This window comes from Paracoccus stylophorae (assembly GCF_028553765.1).
Classification (GTDB): domain Bacteria; phylum Pseudomonadota; class Alphaproteobacteria; order Rhodobacterales; family Rhodobacteraceae; genus Paracoccus; species Paracoccus stylophorae.
On record NZ_CP067134.1, the window covers coordinates 1,759,103 to 1,778,679 of the forward strand.

Sequence of the window (19,577 nt, forward strand, 5' to 3'; positions counted from 1 at the left end):
CTGCCGCGCGTCAGTGAGGCTTTCGATGACGCGCCCATTCCGCCGCCGCATCCTGTATATTCCCGGCTTCGACCCGATCCCGCCGCGCCGCTATCGCGAATTGTATCGGCGCGAGGCTGCACGGCAGGCCGCCATCTCGGGCTATCGCATCGCGATGGTGCCCCACCGCGTATCGGGCGGGTTCGGCTGGCGCGCCGAGGGCGCGTTTCCCGAAGGCCAGGGCGAGGCGCGGTTCGAGGTGCTGGTCTGGGACGATCTGGTGCAGGCCTCGATGCGGCGCGGAATCGCCGGCACCTATCGCCAGCTTGTCGCGACGGCGTGGGCCTATATCGGGTCGGGTGCGCTGTTCCGGCTGATGCGGTTGCGGCGCGGGCCGGTGCTGGCGGCGCTGTATCCCATCGCGGTGCTGCTGGCGCAGGCCATCGCCGCGCTGCTGGTGGCCGTCGCGACCGGTTGGCTGTCATGGCGACTTGCCGGGCCGTGGCTGGCCCTGCCGCTGGCGGCGCTGGCGGGCTGGGCGGTGCTGGCCGGCTTCCGGCGCATCGACAACCGCATCTTCGCCTACTACCTGATGCACGATTACGCCTTCACGGCCCAGCATGGCGGTGCCTATCCCGACGCGCTTGAAACCCGTCTGGCGCAGTTCGCGGACCGGCTGGCCGCGGCGCTGGCCGACGACGTGGACGAGGTGCTGGTCACAGGCCATTCCTCGGGCGCGTATCTGGCGGTGTCGCTGCTGGCCGATCTGATCCGCGCGGGCCGCCTGCCGGCAAATGGCCCGGCGCTGGCGCTGCTGAGCCTGGGCCATGTGGTGCCGATGGCGTCCTTCCTTCCGCGCGCGGACCGGCTGCGCGCCGATCTGGCCTATCTGTCGGAACGTCCCGACATCTTCTGGCTGGACGTGACCGCGCCGGGCGATGCCTGCTGTTTCGGCCTGTGCGACCCTGTCGCCGTGACCGGCGTGGCCGGCCCTTATCAGCGCTGGCCGCTGGTCGTCTCGGCCGCGTTCACGCAGACCCTGTCGCCCGAAACGCGCCGCAGCCTGAAAGGGCGCTGGTTCCGCCTGCATTTCCAGTATCTGTGCGCCTTCGACCGGCCCGGCGATTACGATTATTTCGCGATCACCACCGGCCCGGTGCCGCTGTCGCGGCGCTTTGCCGGGCGCGCACATTCGCCCGGTCGCATCGCGCGCCCGGTCGGGCCGGGCACGGCGCCATGATCCCGCCCAAACCCGCTGCGACCGAGGGGCGCGGATCGGTGCTGCGGCTGGCGCGCGGGTTTCGCCGCGATCTGCTGTCCTCCCTGCCCGCCCGCCTTTATCGCGCCTGGATGGCCGAGTTCCGCAGCCCGCTGATCCACAGCTTCGTCTGCAACGATCCCGCGCTGGTCCGGCTGATCCTGCGCGACCGGCCCGGCGATTTCCCCAAATCGAACCGCCTGCGCGAGGGGCTGGCCCCGTTGCTGGGCAATTCGGTCTTCGTGACCAACGGCGCGGTCTGGGCGCATCAGCGCCGCATCATCGACCCCGCCTTCGAGGGCGGGCGCCTGCGCGACATCTTTCCCGCGATCCGGCAGGCCACCGACGCCGCCGTCGCGCGGTTGCGGCCCGGCGAGATCGACATCGAGCCGCAGGCCAGCCATGCCGCCGCCGACGTGATCTTCCGCGTCCTGTTCTCATTGCCCATCGAACACCGGATCGCGGCGCAGGTCTTCGACGCCTTTCGCGCCCATCAGGACGCCCAGCCCATCGTCAATCTGGCCGCCCTGGTGCCGCTGCCGTCCTGGGTGCCGCGCTGGCACGCGCGGCGCACGCGCGCCACGGCGACGCTGATCCGCGGGCTGATCCGCGATCTGGTCGCGCACCGCCTGGATGCCATCGCCGACGGAACCGCGCCCGACGATCTGGCGACCAAGATCATGACGACGCCCGATCCCGAAACCGGCCGCTGCTTTGACCGAGGCGAGATGGTCGATCAGGTGGCGATCTTCTTTCTGGCCGGGCATGAAACCAGCGCCTCGGCCCTTGCGTGGGCGCTGTGGCTGCTGGCGGCGCACCCCGACTGGCAGGACCGCGTCGCCGCCGAGGGTCGCACGCTTGGCGGCGATTTCGCAGAGGTCGCCCGCCTGCGCGCCACCCGTGCGGTCTTCCGCGAAGCCTTGCGGCTGTATCCGCCGGTGCCGATGATGGTGCGCGAGGCGACACGCCCCGAAATCTTTCGCGGCCGCGCCGTTCCACCGGGCGCGCAGCTTGTCCTGTCGCCCTGGCACCTGCATCGCCACGAACGGCTGTGGGACCGGCCCGACACCTTCGACCCCGCGCGATGGGACACGGATGACGGCAAGGCCAGCGCGCGCGACGCCTTTATCCCGTTCTCGGCCGGCCAGCGGGTCTGCCCCGGCGCGGGACTGGCGATGGTCGAGGGGGTGGTGATGCTGGCCCGGATCGTCGCGGCCTTCCGCCTGTCGCCGGGACGGGTCGCGCCGGTGCCGGTCGCGCGATTGACCGTGCGCGGCCGCGACGGCATCCTGATCCGGCTGGAACGCCGAAAGACGCCATGAGTCGCCAGATCGTCAACCGCATCGCCGCCGCGCTGCCCGGCGCCGAAAACAGCGACCCCTGGGGCGGCGGTCACGATTGCTGGAAAGTGGGCGGCAAGATCTTCGCCGTGATCGGTGCGGTGAACCGGGCGGTCGCGGTCAAGACCGACGGCATCGACACCGCCGAGATGCTGATTGCGGCCGGCCCCGCGCGCCGCGCGCCCTATTTCCACAAAAGCTGGGTCGAACTGCCGCTGGACTGCGCCGAGGACGAGCTGCGCCACAGGATCGAGACCAGCTATCGCATCATCCTCAACGGCTTGCCGAAAAAGGTTCAAGCGACGCTGAAGGAGGGCTAGGCCGGCGGAACCACCCGCATCAGCGCGGTCAGGATCGCCAGCGCGGCCACGATCATGCTCGCGGCAGTGGCTTTGGTTGAAACCCGGTTAACGGAACAGCACCAGCGATCCCGGCGACCAGGCCAGCCGGGTCCGGGTTCCGACCTCCTGCACGTCGCGGCCAAAGACGTTGCGCATGGAAATCCGCACCGTCCGCGCCTTGCCGTCCAGCCGGGCCGAGCCGTCCAGCCGCAGGTCGTAATAGGTCATGTCGCCGTAATAGACGACCTCGTCGATGGTCGCGCCGGTCTCGCGCGCCTGCTGGCGTGGCTGGCCGGGGCCCAGAAGGGTCATCGTCTCGGGGCGAAAGCCGATCATCGGGCCGGTATCGCCCGGATCGGAATTGCTGATCTGGCTGGCCGGCAGCTCGACCACGCCCAGCCCCGGCACATCGACCGTCACGATGCCCGCCGATTCGGACATCACCTGCGCCGGCAGAAAGTTCATCACGCCGATGAAATCGGCGACGCGGCGGCTAACCGGGCGGGCATACAGCGCCTCGGGGCCGTCAAGCTGGGCGATCTCGCCCTCGAACATGACGGCGATGCGGTCGGACATGACCAGCGCCTCTTCCTGATCGTGCGTGACCAGCACGAAGGTGATGCCCACCTGACGCTGCAGCTTGATCAGTTCGACCTGCATCTGTTCGCGCATCTTGCGGTCCAGCGCCGACAGCGGCTCGTCCAGCAGCAGCACCTTGGGTTTCAGGATCAGCGCGCGCGCCAGCGCAACCCGCTGTCGCTGCCCGCCCGACAGGGCGTGCGCGGCCCGTCCGCCGTAACCGCCCAGACCGACCATGCCTAACGCCTCGTCCACCAGACGCGCCTTTTCGTCCTTGCCGCGCGGATCGCGGCGCAGACCGAAGGCCACGTTCTGCGCCACCGTCAGATGCGGAAAGATCGCATAGGACTGGAACACCATGTTGGTGGGCCGCTTGTTGGCCGGCACATCCTCCATCCGCTTGCTGTCGATCAGCACCGCCCCTGACGAGATATCCTCGAACCCCGCGATGGTGCGCAGCAGCGTGGTCTTGCCGCAGCCCGACGGGCCGAGCAGCGAAAAGAACTCGCCCGCGCGGATGGTCAGGTCGATGCCGCGCAGGGCGTGATAATCGCCGTAATATTTGTGGACATCCTGACATTCGATCATCGGCGTGGGGTCGGTCAAAGAAAGCCTCCGGTATCCTTGCCGCCGATCCTTGCGATGCCGCGGCGGCGGAAATACTCGCCGACCGCCAGCAGGACGATCGACAGCGCGACCAGCACCGTCCCAAGCGCCATGATCGTGGGCACCTGTTTGGGAAAACGCAGCTGGCTGAAGATATAGGTGGGCAGCGTGGGTTCGTTGCCCGACAAAAAGAACGCGATGATGAATTCGTCCAGGCTGATCGTGAACGAGATCAGCAGGGACGAGATGATCCCCGGCATCACCAGAGGCAGCGTCACCAGCCGGAACGCGCCCCATTTCGTCTCGCCCAGATCATAGGCCGCCTCTTCCAGCGACCGGTCGAGGCTGGAAAACGCCGTCGACAGGATCGCGATGCCATAGGGCATGCAGATCAACGTGTGGCCGACGATCACCGTCAGCACCGACAGCTGGATGCCCACACCCAGCAACACGACCAGCAGCGACATGGCCACGATGATCTCGGGCAGGACCATCGGCACCATGATCAGCCCCATGATGCCGCGCTTGGCCGGGAACCGGAACCGGGTCGAGGCGCGGGCGGCGAAGATGCCGAAACAGGTCGCCAGGATCGAGGCCGACACCGCGATCGTCAGCGAATTGGCCAGCGACCGGCGCAGCGTGGCGTTTTCCCACATCTGCGCGAACCAGTCGGTGGTAAAGCCCTGCAACGGAAAGGCGATGATCGTGCCGGAATTGAAGGCGAAGATCGGCAGCAGCGCGATGGGCGCATACAGAAACAGCAGATACAGGATCGTATACAGGCGCAGCCCGCCGCCGTTCAATGTCCGCCCGCTCATGGCCGCACCTTCAGGAAGCGGCGGTTGAGGAACAGGAACACGACGCTGACCACCGCCACGATCAGCATGGCCGTCACCGCCAGCGCCGAGCCCAGGGGGCGGTTGTCCAGCGCCAGCATCTGCACCTGGATCAGGTTCGCGATCATCGGGATCTTGCCGCCGCCGATCACCTCGGGCGTCACGTAATCGCCGATGGTGGGGATGAACACGATCAGCGTGGCCGCGATCACGCCGGGCATCGCCAGGGGCAGCGTCACCCGCCAGAAGGTCATGGCCCGGCTTTCGCCCAGATCGCGCCCCGCCTCCAGCAGCGAGCGGTCGATCTTTTCCAGCGCCACGAATATCGGCAGGATCGCGAAGGGCGCATAGGCATGGGCCAGCGTCAGCACCATCGCGTTGACGTTATACAGGATGAAGGTCAGCGGCTGGTCGATGATGCCCAGCCCCGTCAGGGTCGAGTTGATGACCCCGTTATAGCCCAGGATCACCTTCCACAGGAACACCCGGATCAGATAGCTGGTCCAGAACGGAATGGTGATCAGAAACAGCCACATCGACTTGCGTTCCGGCCGCACCATGAAGCTGACGTAATAGGCCACCGGAAAGGCCAGAACGACCGTGGCCAGCGTCACCAGCCCCGACACGAACAACGACCGCAGCATGACGGTGCGCACGATCGGGTCGGTGAAGACCTGAACATAGTTCGACCAGGTGAATTCCGCGATCACCTCGAGATAGCCGTCCTTGAGGAAACTGTAGGTCAGGATGGTCAGCACCGGCGCGGCCAGCACCGCCAGCGCATACAGAAACGGCGGCGCGATCAGGGTCAGGCCCTGTTTCGCCTCGGCATCCAGTCCGCGTTTCGCCATCCCTGCTTCCCCGTTCGCCCGCCTGCGGCAGTGTTCTTGCCCGATTTGTTCCACAGCGGCACCGGCTTGGAAAGGGGGTTCGGCCCGCCCCTCAGCGCCACCATCGCCCGGTCAGCGCCAGCCGCGCCAGCGAGGCGCGGCGCTGGAACGGCGAAATCTCGGGCGTTTCGGTGAAACAGTCGATATTGCCGCGCTGCACCTCCAGCAGAAAGCGGGGGACGCGCGGGCCGGGATACAGCGCCGCCGCCGCCGATGCGGGCACGGCGCGATATGCGCGCGCGGCGCGGCGCAGGGATTCGCGGGCGATCCCGGCCAGACGCTGCGCATCCTCGATTCGCGCGCCTTCCAGACCCAGCCCCAGCCTTTGCAGACGCGGCAGCGCGCGCAGCCACGCGGCCAGACCGGCCCCCAAGGCATGATCCGCGACCACGCCGCGCGCGGGCATCGGCGCGCCCAGACGCCGCGCCGCCAGCCACATCAGCGTGCCCGCGGTCGCATCGACATAGCTGACGACCGCCTCGACCCCGGCCAAGGGCTCGCGGGCGCAGTCGCGCCGCCGCGCCTCGGCCAGGGGCAGCAGATCGGCCGCGCCCTTGCCCCATGCCGCCCAAAGGGGCGTCAGCACGTCATGCAGCGGCGGGGCGGTGCCGCCCCCCATCTCGGCCAGCCGGTCGGCCCACCATTGCAGCCGCATCTCGGCCAGCATCGGTTCGGACGACTGGAACGGCGCGCGGGCCAGTTCGAGGTTCAGCGTATACAGCGCCAGCAGCGCGGGCCGATCCTCGGGCGCGGCGGCCAGCACGGCGCCGAAACGGTCGGGATCCTGCTGGCGCAGGATCTCGGTGCAGGCCTCAAGGGTCACGCGCGAACCGTGCGCGCCAGATCGGCCAGACGCGCCGCGTCAAAGCCCGGCGACAGCGACCATTCCGCCCCCGCCGCCGTGTCCTTGACCTCGACCCCCGCCGCCTTGAACCCGTCGCGGATCGCGTCGGCGCGGGCGAAATCCTTCGCCTTCCGCGCCTCGGCCCGCGCCGTCAGCAGCGCCTCGATTAGCGCGGCGGCATCCTCGCCCGCCTCGGCCCACGCGCCCATCTGCGGCAGCAGCAGCCCCAGCATCCGGGCCGAGGCCAGCAGCGCCGCCGCATCGCCCTGACCCGCCAGATCGTGCAGCGCCGCAATCGCGCCGGCGGTGTTCAGATCGTCGGCCAGCGCCTCGATCACGGCGGGCGCGGGGTCGGCGGCCGGTTCGACGCCGTCCACAAGCTGGTGCCAGCGGCGCAGCACCGCCTCGGCCTCCTGCGCCTTGCGGTCGGTCCAGTCCATCGGCTTGCGGTAATGCGTGGACAGCATGACAAAGCGGATCACCTCGCCCGGCACGCCGCGGTCCAGCAGGTCGCGGACGGTAAAGAAATTGCCAAGCGATTTGGACATCTTCCTGCCCTCGACCTGCAACATCTCGTTATGCAGCCAGACCCGGGCGAAATCGGCATCGGGATGGGCGCAGCAGCTTTGCGCGACCTCGTTCTCGTGATGCGGGAATTGCAGGTCGATGCCGCCGCCATGGATGTCGAAGCTGGGCCCCAGCAACGCCGCCGACATGGCCGAACACTCGATATGCCAGCCCGGCCGTCCCCTGCCCCACGGGCTGTCCCAGCCCGGCTGTTCCGCGTCCGAGGGTTTCCACAGCACGAAATCCATCGGATCGCGCTTGAACGGCGCGACCTCGACGCGCGCGCCGGCGATCATGTCGTCGACCGAGCGTCCCGAGAGGCGGCCATAATCGGCGAATGACCGCACATCGAACAGCACATGGCCTTCGGCGACATAGGCGTGGCGGCGCGCGATCAGCGTCTCGATCATCGCGATCATCTGGTCGATATAATCGGTCGCGCGCGGTTCGTGATCGGGGCGGATCGCGCCCAGGGCGTCCATGTCGTCGCGATACCAGCCGATGGTTTCGGCGGTGATGTCGCGGATCGGCCGGCCCGAGGCCGCGGCGCGCGCGTTGATCTTGTCATCGACATCGGTGATGTTGCGGACATAGGTGACGCGATCGGCGCCATAGACATGGCGCAGCAGCCGCACCAGCACGTCAAAGACCAGCACCGGCCGCGCATTGCCCAGATGCGCGCGGTCATAGACGGTCGGCCCGCACAGATACAGCCGGACATTGCGCGGGTCCAGCGGCTCAAACGCCTCTTTCCGCCGGGTTCTTGTGTTCGTCAGCCGGATCTCGACCATCTTCGCGCCTCGCCTGTCCAGGCGCGGTTTCTAGCGCATCGGCGCAAGGCTTTCCACCCATTCGATCTGGCGCGGCAGGCTGTGGCGGTGCAGGTCATAGCCGTCCAGGATCGTCTGGCGCGCGGCCGTGCGCAGCCGGTCGGCATCCGCATCGCCCTGCAGCCCGCGGATCAGGGCCGCCGACAGGGCGGGCACGTCGAAGAACGGCACCAGCCGCCCGTTGCGGCCGTCCGCGATCACCTCGCGCACCGGGGCCGTGTCCGAGGCGACGACATAGGCGCCCGCCGACATCGCCTCGGTCAGCGACCAGGACAGCACGAACGGATAGCTGAGATAGCAATGCACCCGCGCCAGCCGGATCAGCGAAAGAAAATCGGGATAGCGCAGCCGGCCGGTGAAATGCACGCGGTCCAGATCCAGCCGGCCGTCCAGTTCGGCCAGCATCGCATCCTTCCAGCTTTTGCCGTCGCGCGGCGGGCTGCCATAGCTGATGCCGTCGCCGCCCACGATCACCACCTGCGCGTCGGGACGCGCGGCCAGCACGGCGGGCAGTGCGCGCATGAAGACGTGAAAGCCGCGATAGGGTTCCAGCGAGCGTGACACGAAGCTGATGACCTCATCGCCGCAATCCAGCCGCTGTCCGCCGGGCAGTTCCAGCCACGCCCCGGGATCGGGACGCACCCGCGCGGTGTCGATGCCGTCATGGACGACGGTGATCTTGCCGCGCAGCTCGGGCGGGAAACTGTCGGCCTGATAGCGTGTCGGCGCAATCGCCGCATCGGCCTGCACGATGCCCTGGATCAGATGCGCCGAGCGGGCAACCGTGGCAAAGCGCGCCTCGTCGCTGTCGGGATGCATCTCGGCATCGAAGCCGACATCGTGGCCGCGCGTGCGATACATCAGCTCGGCATAGACCAGCAGCCTCGCGTCGGGCCAGATTTCGCGCAGAAACAGCGTCTCGCCCCAGCCCGTATGACCCAGGATCACGTCGGGGCTGAATCCGTGCCGGTCGCGCAGCGCCCGCGCCCCGCGCGCCGCCAGCAGGCCGCGTTCGGTATGGGTGGCATAGCTGCGCCCCAGCACGCTGTCGGTGCGGACAGGTTCCGGCGCCTTGTAGCGCAGGGTGCGGATCGGGCCGGGGCGGTCGTTGCGTTCATCGGTCAGCGCCAGCACCGTGTGGCCGCGCCGTTCCAGCGCCGGCGCAAGATGCGCGAACTGGCCCGGAAAGTTCTGGTGAACGAACAGGATCTTCATGCCCGGTCCGGAAACGCCGCCTTCAGCAGGGTCCGCGTATACTCGCTTTCGGGTTCCTCGAAGATGCGCCGGGCTGGGCCCTGTTCGACCACCTCGCCCGCCCGCATCACCATGATCTGGTGCGACATGGCGCGCACGACCCGCAGATCGTGGCTGATGAACAGGAAGGCCAAACCGTATTTGCGCTGCAATCCCCGCAGAAGCTGGACGATCTGGACCTGCACGGTCATGTCCAGCGCGCTGGTCGGCTCGTCCAGCACCACCACCTTGGGGCGCAGGATCATGGCGCGGGCGATGGCGATGCGCTGTCGCTGCCCGCCGCTGAATTCGTGCGGATAGCGGTGCATCGTCTGCGGCCGCAGGCCGACCTCTTCCATGATGTCGGCGACCAGCTTGCGGCGGTCGGCGGTCTTGTCGATGCCATGCACGCCCAGACCTTCGGCGATGATCTGTTCGACCGTCATGCGCGGCGACAGGCTGCCGTAGGGGTCCTGAAACACGATCTGCATGTCGCGGCGCAGCCGGCGCAGCTGCTTGCCGCCCCAGGCCGAGATATCCTGACCCATGAACAGGATCGGCCCGTCGCTGGCGATCAGCCGCATGATCGCCAGCGCCAGCGTCGTCTTGCCCGATCCGGATTCGCCGACGATGCCCAGGGTCTCGCCCGCGCGCACGCTCATCGTGGCGCCGTTCACCGCCTTGATATGCCCGACCGTCCGGCGCAGCAGGCCGCGCTGGACGGGGAACCAGACCTTCAGATCGTCGGTCCGGACCATCGTCTCGGCATCTTCGGGAACGGGATCGGCCAGACCCGTCGGCTCGGCCGCCAGCAGCTTCTTCGTATAGTCGTGCTGCGGGTCCGAAAAGATCGCCTCGACCGGGCCCTGTTCGACGATGTCACCGTCCTTCATCACGCAGACCCGGTCGGCGATGCGCCGCACGATGCGCAGATCGTGGCTGATGAACAGCATCGACAGGCCCTCGGCCTCTTTCAACTGCGCCAGCAGGTCCAGGATCTGCGCCTGAATGGTCACGTCCAGCGCCGTCGTCGGCTCGTCCGCGATCAGCAGCTCGGGGCCGTTGGCCAGCGCCATGGCGATCATCACCCGCTGCCGCTGGCCGCCCGACAACTGGTGCGGATAATCGGCCAGCCGGCTTTCGGGATCGCGGATGCCCACCCGGTCCAGCAATTCCACGATCCGCGTCCGGGCCTTGGCGCCGGTCAGCCCCTGATGCAGCGCGAGGCTTTCGGACAGTTGCTTTTCCAGCGTGTGCAGCGGGTTCAGCGAGGTCATCGGCTCTTGAAAGATGAAGCTGATATCGTTGCCGCGAATGTCGCGCAGCACGCGATCGGCCGCGCCGACCATCTCGCGCCCGGCATATTTCACCGATCCCTCGACCTGCGCGGAATCGCCCAGAAGCCGCACCGTGGACAGCGCCGTGACCGACTTGCCCGACCCGGATTCGCCCACCAGCGCCACCGTCTCGCCACGGCCGATGTGAAAGCTGACGCCCTTCACGGCCGCGACGATCTGGCCTTCCTGCGCGAAACCGATGTTCAGGTCGCGCACCGCAAGCACCGCATCGGACGGCGGCGCGGGTGCGGCGCGACCTTGCGGGCCGCCGCCGGGCATCCCGCGCGACGGATCGTCGGTCTCGGCCACCGCCGCGGCGCTGCCGATGCCGGGACGGGTCGGGTGCAGTTCGGCCTCGTCGTCGCGCGCACTCATCGGAACGTCTTTCGGGGGTCGAACGCATCGCGCACGCCTTCGAAGATGAAGACCAGCAGCGACAGCATGATGGCAAAGGTGAAAAACGCGGTAAAGGCCAGCCACGGCGCCTGCAGGTTCTGCTTGGCCTGCAACGCCAGCTCGCCCAGAGACGGGGCCGAGGCCGGCAGCCCATAGCCCAGGTAATCCAGCGCCGCCAGCCCGCTGATCGTGCCCGTGACGACAAAGGGCAGCATGGTCAGCGTGGCGACCATCGCGTTGGGCAGGATGTGGCGGAACATGATCTTGCGGTCGCTGACGCCCAAGGCGCGGGCGGCGCGGACATATTCGAAATTGCGCGCGCGCAGGAACTCGGCCCGGACCACACCGACCAGCGCGGGCCAGCCGAACAGGATCGTGACGAACACCAGCAGCCAGAAACTTCGCCCCAGGATCGCGAACAGGATGATGATGACGTAAAGCCCCGGCGTCGAGGCCCAGATTTCCAGCACGCGCTGAAAGATCAGGTCGGTCCGCCCGCCGAAATAGCCCTGGATCGCGCCGGCGGCGATGCCGATGGTCGAGGCGATCACCGTCACGATCAGCGTGAACAGGATCGAGATGCGGAACCCATAGATCACGCGCGCCAGCACGTCGCGCGCGGTGTCGTCGGTGCCCAGCCAATGCGTGCCGTCCGGCGCGCTTGGTGCGGTGCCCACGTTGTTGATGGTCTTGAAATGGAACGGCACCGGCGGCCAGATCATCCAGCCCTGCTGATCCTGCGGCACGTCGCTGGTGCCCTGATCCACGGCCGCGATCAGTTCGTCCGGCGTATCCCAGCATTCCTGACGCCCGCCGGTCACGATCAGGCATTGCACCGCCTCGTCGCGATAGATCGCCTCGGTCCCGAAATCGCCGCCGAAGGCGGTTTCGGGATAGAATTTGTAGGCGGGGAAATACAGATCGCCCCGAAAGCTGACGACGATGGGCTTGTCGTTGGCGACCACCTCGGCCAGCATCGCGACCACGAACAGGATGGTGAACACCACCAGCGACCAGAACGCCCGGCCGTTGCGGCGGAAATTGCGCCAGCGGCGGCGGTTCAGTTCGGACAGCGCCATCAGCCGGCCCTCGATTCAAAGTCGATGCGCGGGTCCACGAAGACATACATCAGGTCCGACAGGATGCCGACGATCAGGCTCATCAGGCCAAAGACGTAAAGCGTGCCGAAGATCACCGGATAGTCGCGCTGCACCGCCGCCTCGAACCCCAGCCGGCCCAGACCGTCCAGCGAGAAGATCGTCTCGATCAGGATCGACGCGCCGAAGAACACGCCCAGAAACATCGCCGGAAACCCCGCGATCACGATCAGCATCGCGTTGCGGAACACATGGCCATACAGCACCCGCCGTTCGGCCAGCCCCTTGGCGCGGGCGGTGATGACATATTGCTTGTTGATCTCGTCCAGAAAGCTGTTCTTGGTCAGCAGGGTCAGCGTGGCAAAGCTGGAAATGGACGAGGCGACGACCGGCAGGGTGATGTGCCACAGATAGTCCTTGATCTTGCCCAGCGTGGACAGGTCGGCGAAATTGTCGCTGACCAGACCGCGCAGCGGAAAGATGCGCCAATAGCTGCCGCCCGCGAACAGCACCATCAGCAGCACCGCGAACAGAAAGGCCGGGATTGCGTAACCCATGATGATGACGCCCGAGGTCCAGGTGTCGAACCGGCTGCCGTCGCGCACCGCCTTGCGGATGCCCAGCGGGATCGAGATGACATAGGCCAGCAGCGTCGACCACAGCCCCAGCGTGATCGACACCGGCATCTTCTCGATCACCAGGTCGATGACGCTGATCGACCGGAACCAGCTGGTGCCGAAATCGAACCGAAGATAGTTCCACAACATCGACAGGAACCGTTGCACCGGCGGCTTGTCGAAGCCGAATTCCTTTTCAAGCTGGGCGATGAATTCGGGCGGCAGGCCGCGTGCGCCCTCGTACTGGCCTTCGGTCGCGCCGGTATCGCCGCCGCTGCCCCCGCCCGAGATGTTGCGGAATACGTCGCCCTCGCCCTGCACCTGGGCTGCGATCTGTTCGATGGGTCCGCCGGGGACGAATTGCGTCAGCGTGAAATTGACCAGCATGATGCCGATCAGCGTGGGGATGATCAGCAGCAGCCGCCGCAGGATATAGGCACCCATCAGCCTGTCCTTCTGCCCGCCCCTCGGGTCGATGCGGGCCTTGCCGGCCCTGTTCCGTCGTGACGCCTTGTCGTCAATCCGCCCCCGGAAATCAAGCGCGCGATGTCAGCGCAGCGCGCCGCTTTCGCGCAACTCGGCCGCCCGGTCGGCATCGGCCCACCAGAAATCCAGAACGCCCAAGGCATAGGGCGGCATCTGTTCGGGGTGGCGATACATGTCGTAATAGGCCAGCGTGTAATCGGCCTTGAACCATTGCGGCACCCAGAACCGCAGGCTGCGCAGCGCGCGGTCCAGCGCGTGGATGGCGGTGACGTTCGCGTCCTTGTCCGTGATCGTCTGGCCGTGTTCGATCAGCGCATCGATTGCCGGATTGGCCAGCCCCATCGGGTTGAACACATCGCCCACATTGTCCGAGCCGAAGACCTGTTCGGTGCCGCCCCCGATGGCATAGGACTGGCCCAGATCATCCTCGACGATGTCGAAATTCTTGGCGCGGGTGCGCTGTTCCATCTCGGCGTTGTCCACGCGCCGGTTGACCGCGTCGATGCCGATGGCGCGCAGGTTCTGCACGAACGGGTTGATGATGCGGTCGTTGCCGACATCGTCGTTCAGGAACTCGACCTGCAAGGTCTGGCCCTGGGCGTTGCGGCGCATGCCGTCGTCGCCGACGGTCCAGCCCGCCTCGTCCAGCAGCGCCACCGCCTTGCGCATGTTGCCGCGGTCAAGCTGGCGGTCGCCGGAGACGGGCTGCACGACCGCCGGTTCGGTCAGTATGCCTTCGGGCAGATCGGCGGTCAGCGGCTCCAGCAACGCCACCTCGGCGGGCGAGGGCGGCCCTTCGGCGGCGAATTCGCTGTTGTCCCAGAAGGAATTGAGCCGCGTTTCAAGCCCGTAAAGCAGCGTCTGGTTGGTCCATTCGAAGTTGAACATCAGCTGGATCGCGTGGCGCACGCGGATGTCCTGGAACTTTTCGCGCCGCAGGTTGAACACCCATGCTTTGCCGTTCGCGATCGTGCCGTCAGGCAGCGTCTCGCGCACGACGGCACCGTTGCGCAGCGCCGGAAAATCATAGCGCGTCGCCCAGTGCAGCGACGATGTCTCGTTGCGGAAGGTGTATTCGCCGGCCTTGAACGCCTCGAACGCGGTGTCGAAATCGCCGAACATCTCGTAACGGATGCGGTCGAAATTGTGCCGCCCCCGGTTCAGCGGCAGGTCCTTGCCCCAGTAATCGGGATCGCGCCTGACGACCATCGTGCGCCCCATGTCGGCGCGGTCGAACATATAGGGGCCGGACCCGATGAAGGGCGTGTCGCTGCCCTGTTCAAGATCGCGGTCGTTGTCCAGGAAATCCTTGCGCGAGAACACGATCTGATAGCCCATCTGGCTGATCACGTCACGGCGCGGATAATCGTCGGTGAAGGTGAACTTGATGCGGTGATCGTCCAGCACCTCGGCCTTGGCCACCATCTGCTGCATGGCGGTGCGGAACGACGACAGCCCCTTGTCGCGCAACGTCTCGAACGAGAACAGCACGTCATGGGCGGTCAGCGGCGTGCCGTCGGAAAAATGCGCCTCGGGGCGCAGGTTGAAGATCACCCAGTCCTTGCTTTCGGGATATTCGACCGTCTCGCACAGCAGGCAGTAATCCACCCCCAGCTCATCCGCCGGGCTCTCCATCAGCCGCTCAAGCTGGATCACCGACAGCGCGATGGCCCGCCCCCGGAAAGTGAACGGGTTATAGCTGTCGAACCCGCCGACCGCGCCAAAGGAAATCTCGCCCCCCTTGGGCGCGGCGGGATTGACATAACGCAGATGGTCGAAATCGGCCGGCAGTTCCGGCTCTCCGAACAGGGCGATGGCGTGGGTCTTGATGATCTTCGGCTCGCCCGCATCGTCCGCCGTGCCCGTCTCTTGCGAAAAGGCAGGCAGGGCGGCCGTGGCAAGGGACAGGGCAAGGGTCAGGGCGATATGGCGCATCGGCAGGCTCCGGCAGAGGTTATGTCACGACACGCTAGGCCAGCGCGGCGCGGCGGATCAAGCCGCGTTTTCGTGAGGCCGCGCGAGATCGCGCATGAAAAAGGCGCGGCAGATGCCGCGCCCTGTCCGCCGCTTCCGTCCGCCGATCTTATTGCTGGGTTTCCAGATAGGCGATCAGATCGGCGCGATCCTCAGGGCTTTTCAGCCCGGCGAAGGCCATCTTGGTCCCGCTGACGACGCCCCTGGGGTCGGTCAGGAACACCTGCAACGCCTCGGGCGTCCATTCGGGGGCCTCGTCGGCATGGGCGACCATCGCGTCGGAATAGGCGAACCCGTCGATTGAGGCCACCGGCCGGCCGACCACGCCGTTCAGATGCGGGCCGACGCCGTCGCTGCCGTCCAGCTTGTGACATGCCTTGCACTTGCCGAAATCCTTTTCGCCCTGGGCGGGATCGGCGCTTTCCATCAGCGCGGCGAAGTCGATCTGTTCTTCCTCCTCGGCCTCGCCGCCATCGCCGCCCTCCTCGACCGGGATCGAATAGGCCTGCGCATGCTCTTCCCCCTCGCCGCCGTGGCCGGCGGGACCGACATGATACAGCCCGCTTGCCGCCCAGTTGGCCAGCAGCAGGAACAGAAGCGCACCGATCAGCGCGCCGGCGGCCTTGGTCACGGTCATGGTATTGAACATCGCGTGCGGTCCCCGATTGGTAAGCTCGTCAATTCGCACGGTATCTATCCGCTTTCGCTTTCCGGGATCAAGGTATAGTTACCGCGCCGACGATCAAAATTCGGACAATGCGACCTATGACCACGAACCGAATCGCGTTTCAGGGCGAACCCGGCGCCTACAGCCACGAAGCCTGCCGCACGGCGCGGCCCGACCTGATGGCGCTGCCCTGCCGCACATTCGAGGACGTGGTCGAGGCGGTCCGGTCGGGCGAGGCCGATCTGGCGATGCTGCCGGTCGAGAATTCGACCTATGGCCGGGTCGCGGACATCCATCACCTGCTGCCCGAATCCGGCCTGCACATCATCGACGAGGCGTTCGTGCGCGTCCATATCAGCCTGCTGGCGGTGCCCGGCACCCGGCTGGATCAGGTGCGCGAGGCGATGAGCCACACGGTTCTTCTGGGCCAGTGCCGCAATTTCATGCGCAAACACGGCATCCACGCGGTCACCGGCGCCGATACCGCCGGATCGGCCAAGGAGGTGGCGGCGCGCAACACCCCGGCGCTGGCGGCGCTGGCGGCGCCCCTGGCGGGCGAGATCTATGGGCTGGAGCGGCTGGCCGACCGGATCGAGGATCGGCAGAACAACACGACCCGCTTTCTGATCATGGCGCGCGAACCCGACCTGGCGCGGCGCGCCGACCGGATGCTGACCAGCTTTGTCTTTCGGGTGCGCAACATTCCCGCCGCGCTGTACAAGGCGATGGGCGGGTTCGCGACCAACGGCGTCAACATGACCAAGCTGGAAAGCTATATGGTCGGGGGCGTGTTCACCGCCACCCAGTTCTATGCCGATATCGAGGGCCACCCCGAGGACGCGAACGTGCAGCTTGCGCTGGAGGAGCTGCGCTATTTCACGTCGATGCTGGACATTCTGGGGGTCTATCCGGCCGATCCGCTGCGCGAAGCACAGCGCAACGTCCGTTAGGCGTCGGACAGGCGGGGCTGCGGCGTCAGGCCGCGTCCTTCATGTCGGACAGGAACTCTCCGATCCGGCGGTCGAACTTGCGATCCAGCTGCGGCTTGGCCAGCTTCGCCGTTTGCAGCATCAGACGCGCCTTCATGTTCCGGGGGCGGACATCCGCCTCGAACAGCAGACGCGACCGGGACCGGCTGAGTGCGATCACGGTCGCGTCTATGTTGATATCCAGCGCGTCCGAGGTTCCGGCCATGGACAGCCTTTCGGGCCGGTCATAGCGCGTCACATCGAGGCGCAGACAGCGGGGCCGCCCGCGCCAGTCGAAACCGATCCGCCACCCCATTCCGGTGCCGGGGTCCTGCGCCGGGTCGATCCGGGTGACGCTGGCGCCGCGGCGCATCAGCATCCGTTCGATCCGGCCAAAATCGCCGATCACGCCGAACAGGTCTTCGGCGGTGCTGTCGGTATCGTATCGCGTGGAAAACTTCATCTCAAACAATCTGCCCGTGATGCCGACGCCCATCCGGCCATGCGGCGCGCCGACGCGCTCATAGTCCAGACCCACATCACTGTTCAACCACGTCGTCAGCATAGCAAGCACCCACTCTTTACCGGGGTCATTGATGCCAGAAACCCGCAAAACCGGAAGTTGTCCTTTTGGTCAATTTGTTCGGAAATTGGGACAAACTGAAGATTCCGCAGCGAATACAATCAGCAGTTGTGGCGTCGCCGCAAACTTCATAACGTGATCCGCGGCACCCCGCCGGGGCGTTCGTCTGGCCGAACCACCGGTCGGACCGGTGGCGACGGAGACCTTGATGCCCGACGGCAGAGGCGACACAGCAGGAGCGGCAAGCCTGGCCGGAGGGGCCGATTCGTGCGTTTCGCTGCGCCTGCTGGCCACCACCGACATGCACATGAAAGTGTTGCCTTACAACTACTTCGCGGATCGCCCCTGCGACCAGGGCGGGCTGTCGCGCATCGCGTCGCTGATCGCGCGACGGCGGGCCGAGGCGGCGAACTGCCTGCTGCTGGACAATGGCGATTTCCTGCAGGGCACGCCGATGGGCGATGTCGCGGCGCAGGCATTGCAGACCGCGCCCCGCCGCCTGCACCCGGCCATCGCGGCGATGAACGCGATGCGATATGACGCTGCGGCACTTGGCAATCACGATTTCAGTTTCGGGCTGCCCTTCCTGCGGAACGTGACCGCGCGCGCCGCCTTTCCGTTCCTTGCGGCGAATCTTCGCCTGCGCCGCGGCCCCGGATTTCCCGGCCATACCATCCTGCGGCGACGGGTCACCGACCGGCAGGGGCGCGACGTGCCCATCGCCATCGGCATCATAGGCTTCGTGCCGCCGCAGACGGCGGATTGGGATTGCGACCTGTCGGAGCAGATGGAATGCGCCGACATCGTCCAGACGGCGATGCGGCTGATCCCCGAAATCAGGGCCGGGGGCGCGCAGATCGTCGTCGCGCTGGCCCATAGCGGCATCGGCAGCCTGCCTGCGCGGCCCGGCATGGAAAACGCCGCCGCCGCCTTGTCGGCGGTTCAGGGCATCGACGCCGTCATCGCCGGCCACACGCACGAGGTCTTTCCCGGCCCCGGTATCCCGGCCGCGCCCGGTATCGACCCGGTCGCGGGCACGCTGTCGGGCAAGCCTGCGGTGATGGCGGGGTTCGGCGGCTCGCATCTGGGGATCATCGACCTGGAATTGCAGCCGGACGGTCGCGGCGGCTGGTTCGCAGCCGGTTTCCGCAGCCGCGCCGAGCCCGTCGATCCGGCGCTGCCCGACTGCCCGCGCGTGGCGCAGCCGGTGATCGGCGTCCACCGCCAGACGCTGCGCGATCTGCGCCGGCGTGTCGGCCGCACATCGACCCCGCTGAACAGCTATTTTGCGCCCATCGGCCACGATCCCGGTCTGCGGCTGGTGAACATGGCGCAACGATGGCATGTGCGCCAACGGCTGAAGACCACGCGATGGGCGGGCGTGCCGGTCCTGACCGCCTCGGCCCCGTTTCGCGCGGGTGGCCGCGGCGGGCCGGACAACTATACCGATGTCCCGCCCGGGCCGCTGAGCCTGCGCAATCTTGCCGATCTCTATCTCTTTCCCAATCGGATCTGCGCCATCGAGATGACCGGCGCGCAGATTGCCGGCTGGCTGGAACGGTCGGCCAGCATGTTTTGTCAGGTCCGGCCCGGCCAGACGGATTGCCCGCTGATCGACCCGCGCTTTCCCTGCTATAATTTCGACGTGATCGACGGCGTGACGTGGCAGGTCGATCTGTCGCAGCCGCCCCGCTTCGCGCCCGACGGCCGCCTGCTGAACCCCGATTCGCGGCGCATCCGCCAGCTGCGCTGGCAGGGTCGCGGCATCGAGGCGGCGCAGCGTTTCGTGCTGGCGACCAATTCCTATCGGCTGGCGACCTGCGGTCTGTTCAGCCCGCTGGTGACGGGCAATCCGGTCGCGCTGAAGGGGCAGGAGCTGACGCGCGACGTGCTGCGCCGATATGTCCGCCGGCGCCGGCGCATCGCCATCGACCCAAGGCCGCACTGGCAATTCGCGCCCCTGCCCGGCAGTTCGGTGCTGTTCGACACCGGCGCGGGCGCCCTGCCGCACCTGGACGGGGTTGCCGCGCAGCGCCCGACCCGGCTGGAACATGCCGGGCGGGACGAGGCCGGGTTCGTGCAGCTGCGCCTGTTTCTGTGACGCCGCAACGGGGGTTGCATCGCCCCTGCCGCTTGACTATCTCACCGG

The 19,577-nt window shown here is 67.0% G+C and carries 17 protein-coding genes; 5 read left to right on the forward strand and 12 right to left on the reverse strand.

The features are described from left to right. The first annotated feature begins 25 nt into the window (after positions 1-25). From JHW45_RS08610 to JHW45_RS08620, 3 genes are read left to right on the forward strand one after another with little or no spacing between them, the layout of a single operon-like run. A complete protein-coding gene (locus JHW45_RS08610) occupies positions 26-1,219 on the forward strand; it encodes a hypothetical protein (protein ID WP_272860453.1) in 1,194 nt (397 codons plus the stop codon). After that, entirely contained in the window at positions 1,216-2,559 is a 1,344-nt protein-coding gene (locus JHW45_RS08615) for a cytochrome P450 (RefSeq protein ID WP_272860454.1), read from the forward strand. The genes JHW45_RS08610 and JHW45_RS08615 overlap by 4 nt, the downstream gene beginning before the upstream one ends. Further along, complete coding sequence (locus JHW45_RS08620) at positions 2,556-2,897, forward strand: MmcQ/YjbR family DNA-binding protein (protein WP_272860455.1); 342 nt, start codon at positions 2,556-2,558, stop codon at positions 2,895-2,897. The genes JHW45_RS08615 and JHW45_RS08620 overlap by 4 nt, the downstream gene beginning before the upstream one ends. Before the next feature lie 87 nt (positions 2,898-2,984). On the opposite strand, the gene JHW45_RS08625 is transcribed toward JHW45_RS08620, so the two are convergent. The 11 genes from JHW45_RS08625 to JHW45_RS08675 form a co-directional block, all read right to left on the reverse strand. Then, on the reverse strand, positions 2,985-4,085 hold the full coding sequence (locus JHW45_RS08625; protein ID WP_272860581.1) for an ABC transporter ATP-binding protein: 1,101 nt from the start codon (positions 4,083-4,085) through the stop codon (positions 2,985-2,987). A 14-nt stretch (positions 4,086-4,099) separates the two neighbouring features. Further along, positions 4,100-4,906 (reverse strand): ABC transporter permease, encoded by an 807-nt coding sequence (locus tag JHW45_RS08630; protein ID WP_272860582.1) that lies wholly within the window; start codon positions 4,904-4,906, stop codon positions 4,100-4,102. Between the two features lie 11 nt (positions 4,907-4,917). Continuing rightward, positions 4,918-5,790 carry an ABC transporter permease gene (locus JHW45_RS08635; protein WP_272860456.1) on the reverse strand — a complete coding sequence of 291 codons (873 nt, stop codon included), beginning with the start codon at positions 5,788-5,790 and terminating at the stop codon, positions 4,918-4,920. 91 nt (positions 5,791-5,881) lie between these two features. Then, a complete protein-coding gene (locus JHW45_RS08640; protein ID WP_272860457.1) occupies positions 5,882-6,652 on the reverse strand; it encodes a squalene/phytoene synthase family protein in 771 nt (256 codons plus the stop codon). Then, positions 6,649-8,031, reverse strand: a complete 1,383-nt coding sequence (gene cysS, locus JHW45_RS08645; protein ID WP_272860458.1) for a cysteine--tRNA ligase — start codon at positions 8,029-8,031, stop codon at positions 6,649-6,651. Before cysS ends, JHW45_RS08640 begins: the two co-directional genes overlap by 4 nt. Positions 8,032-8,061: 30 nt before the next feature. Further along, positions 8,062-9,285 carry a glycosyltransferase gene (locus JHW45_RS08650; RefSeq protein ID WP_272860459.1) on the reverse strand — a complete coding sequence of 408 codons (1,224 nt, stop codon included), beginning with the start codon at positions 9,283-9,285 and terminating at the stop codon, positions 8,062-8,064. Then, positions 9,282-10,919, reverse strand: coding sequence for an ABC transporter ATP-binding protein (locus JHW45_RS08655; protein WP_272860583.1), 1,638 nt, complete (start codon positions 10,917-10,919; stop codon positions 9,282-9,284). Before JHW45_RS08655 ends, JHW45_RS08650 begins: the two co-directional genes overlap by 4 nt. A 92-nt stretch (positions 10,920-11,011) precedes the next feature. Continuing rightward, a complete protein-coding gene (locus JHW45_RS08660; protein WP_272860460.1) occupies positions 11,012-12,115 on the reverse strand; it encodes an ABC transporter permease in 1,104 nt (367 codons plus the stop codon). Continuing rightward, complete coding sequence (locus JHW45_RS08665) at positions 12,115-13,194, reverse strand: microcin C ABC transporter permease YejB (RefSeq protein ID WP_272860461.1); 1,080 nt, start codon at positions 13,192-13,194, stop codon at positions 12,115-12,117. The genes JHW45_RS08660 and JHW45_RS08665 overlap by 1 nt, the downstream gene beginning before the upstream one ends. A gap of 105 nt (positions 13,195-13,299) precedes the next feature. Further along, positions 13,300-15,171, reverse strand: a complete 1,872-nt coding sequence (locus JHW45_RS08670) for an extracellular solute-binding protein (RefSeq protein ID WP_272860462.1) — start codon at positions 15,169-15,171, stop codon at positions 13,300-13,302. 148 nt (positions 15,172-15,319) lie between these two features. Continuing rightward, a complete protein-coding gene (locus tag JHW45_RS08675; RefSeq protein WP_272860463.1) occupies positions 15,320-15,859 on the reverse strand; it encodes a c-type cytochrome in 540 nt (179 codons plus the stop codon). A 116-nt stretch (positions 15,860-15,975) separates the two neighbouring features. On the opposite strand from JHW45_RS08675, the gene JHW45_RS08680 reads away from it, so the two are divergent. Beyond that, positions 15,976-16,827, forward strand: coding sequence for a prephenate dehydratase (locus JHW45_RS08680; protein ID WP_272860464.1), 852 nt, complete (start codon positions 15,976-15,978; stop codon positions 16,825-16,827). A 25-nt stretch (positions 16,828-16,852) separates the two neighbouring features. Here JHW45_RS08680 and JHW45_RS08685 read toward each other — a convergent pair whose 3' ends face one another. Further along, positions 16,853-17,410 (reverse strand): hypothetical protein, encoded by a 558-nt coding sequence (locus JHW45_RS08685; RefSeq protein ID WP_272860465.1) that lies wholly within the window; start codon positions 17,408-17,410, stop codon positions 16,853-16,855. A 226-nt stretch (positions 17,411-17,636) separates the two neighbouring features. Here JHW45_RS08685 and JHW45_RS08690 point away from each other — a divergent pair, with 226 nt between their 5' ends. After that, positions 17,637-19,529, forward strand: a complete 1,893-nt coding sequence (locus tag JHW45_RS08690; protein ID WP_272860466.1) for a bifunctional 2',3'-cyclic-nucleotide 2'-phosphodiesterase/3'-nucleotidase — start codon at positions 17,637-17,639, stop codon at positions 19,527-19,529. The last annotated feature ends 48 nt before the right edge of the window (positions 19,530-19,577 follow it).

Excerpts from the sequence above, each read along its gene's own strand:
- JHW45_RS08680 (WP_272860464.1), top strand. The coding sequence starts at position 15,976 with ATGACCACGAACCGAATCGCGTTTCAGGGCGAACCCGGCGCCTACAGC.
- JHW45_RS08670 (WP_272860462.1), bottom strand. The coding sequence starts at position 15,171 with ATGCGCCATATCGCCCTGACCCTTGCCCTGTCCCTTGCCACGGCCGCC.
- JHW45_RS08635 (WP_272860456.1), bottom strand. The coding sequence starts at position 5,790 with ATGGCGAAACGCGGACTGGATGCCGAGGCGAAACAGGGCCTGACCCTG.
- JHW45_RS08690 (WP_272860466.1), top strand. The coding sequence starts at position 17,637 with ATGCCCGACGGCAGAGGCGACACAGCAGGAGCGGCAAGCCTGGCCGGA.
- JHW45_RS08675 (WP_272860463.1), bottom strand. The coding sequence starts at position 15,859 with ATGTTCAATACCATGACCGTGACCAAGGCCGCCGGCGCGCTGATCGGT.
- JHW45_RS08625 (WP_272860581.1), bottom strand. The coding sequence starts at position 4,085 with ATGATCGAATGTCAGGATGTCCACAAATATTACGGCGATTATCACGCC.
- JHW45_RS08685 (WP_272860465.1), bottom strand. The coding sequence starts at position 17,410 with ATGCTGACGACGTGGTTGAACAGTGATGTGGGTCTGGACTATGAGCGC.
- JHW45_RS08615 (WP_272860454.1), top strand. The coding sequence starts at position 1,216 with ATGATCCCGCCCAAACCCGCTGCGACCGAGGGGCGCGGATCGGTGCTG.
- JHW45_RS08610 (WP_272860453.1), top strand. The coding sequence starts at position 26 with ATGACGCGCCCATTCCGCCGCCGCATCCTGTATATTCCCGGCTTCGAC.
- JHW45_RS08660 (WP_272860460.1), bottom strand. The coding sequence starts at position 12,115 with ATGGCGCTGTCCGAACTGAACCGCCGCCGCTGGCGCAATTTCCGCCGC.
- JHW45_RS08665 (WP_272860461.1), bottom strand. The coding sequence starts at position 13,194 with ATGGGTGCCTATATCCTGCGGCGGCTGCTGCTGATCATCCCCACGCTG.
- cysS (WP_272860458.1), bottom strand. The coding sequence starts at position 8,031 with ATGGTCGAGATCCGGCTGACGAACACAAGAACCCGGCGGAAAGAGGCG.
- JHW45_RS08650 (WP_272860459.1), bottom strand. The coding sequence starts at position 9,285 with ATGAAGATCCTGTTCGTTCACCAGAACTTTCCGGGCCAGTTCGCGCAT.
- JHW45_RS08620 (WP_272860455.1), top strand. The coding sequence starts at position 2,556 with ATGAGTCGCCAGATCGTCAACCGCATCGCCGCCGCGCTGCCCGGCGCC.
- JHW45_RS08655 (WP_272860583.1), bottom strand. The coding sequence starts at position 10,919 with ATGCCCGGCGGCGGCCCGCAAGGTCGCGCCGCACCCGCGCCGCCGTCC.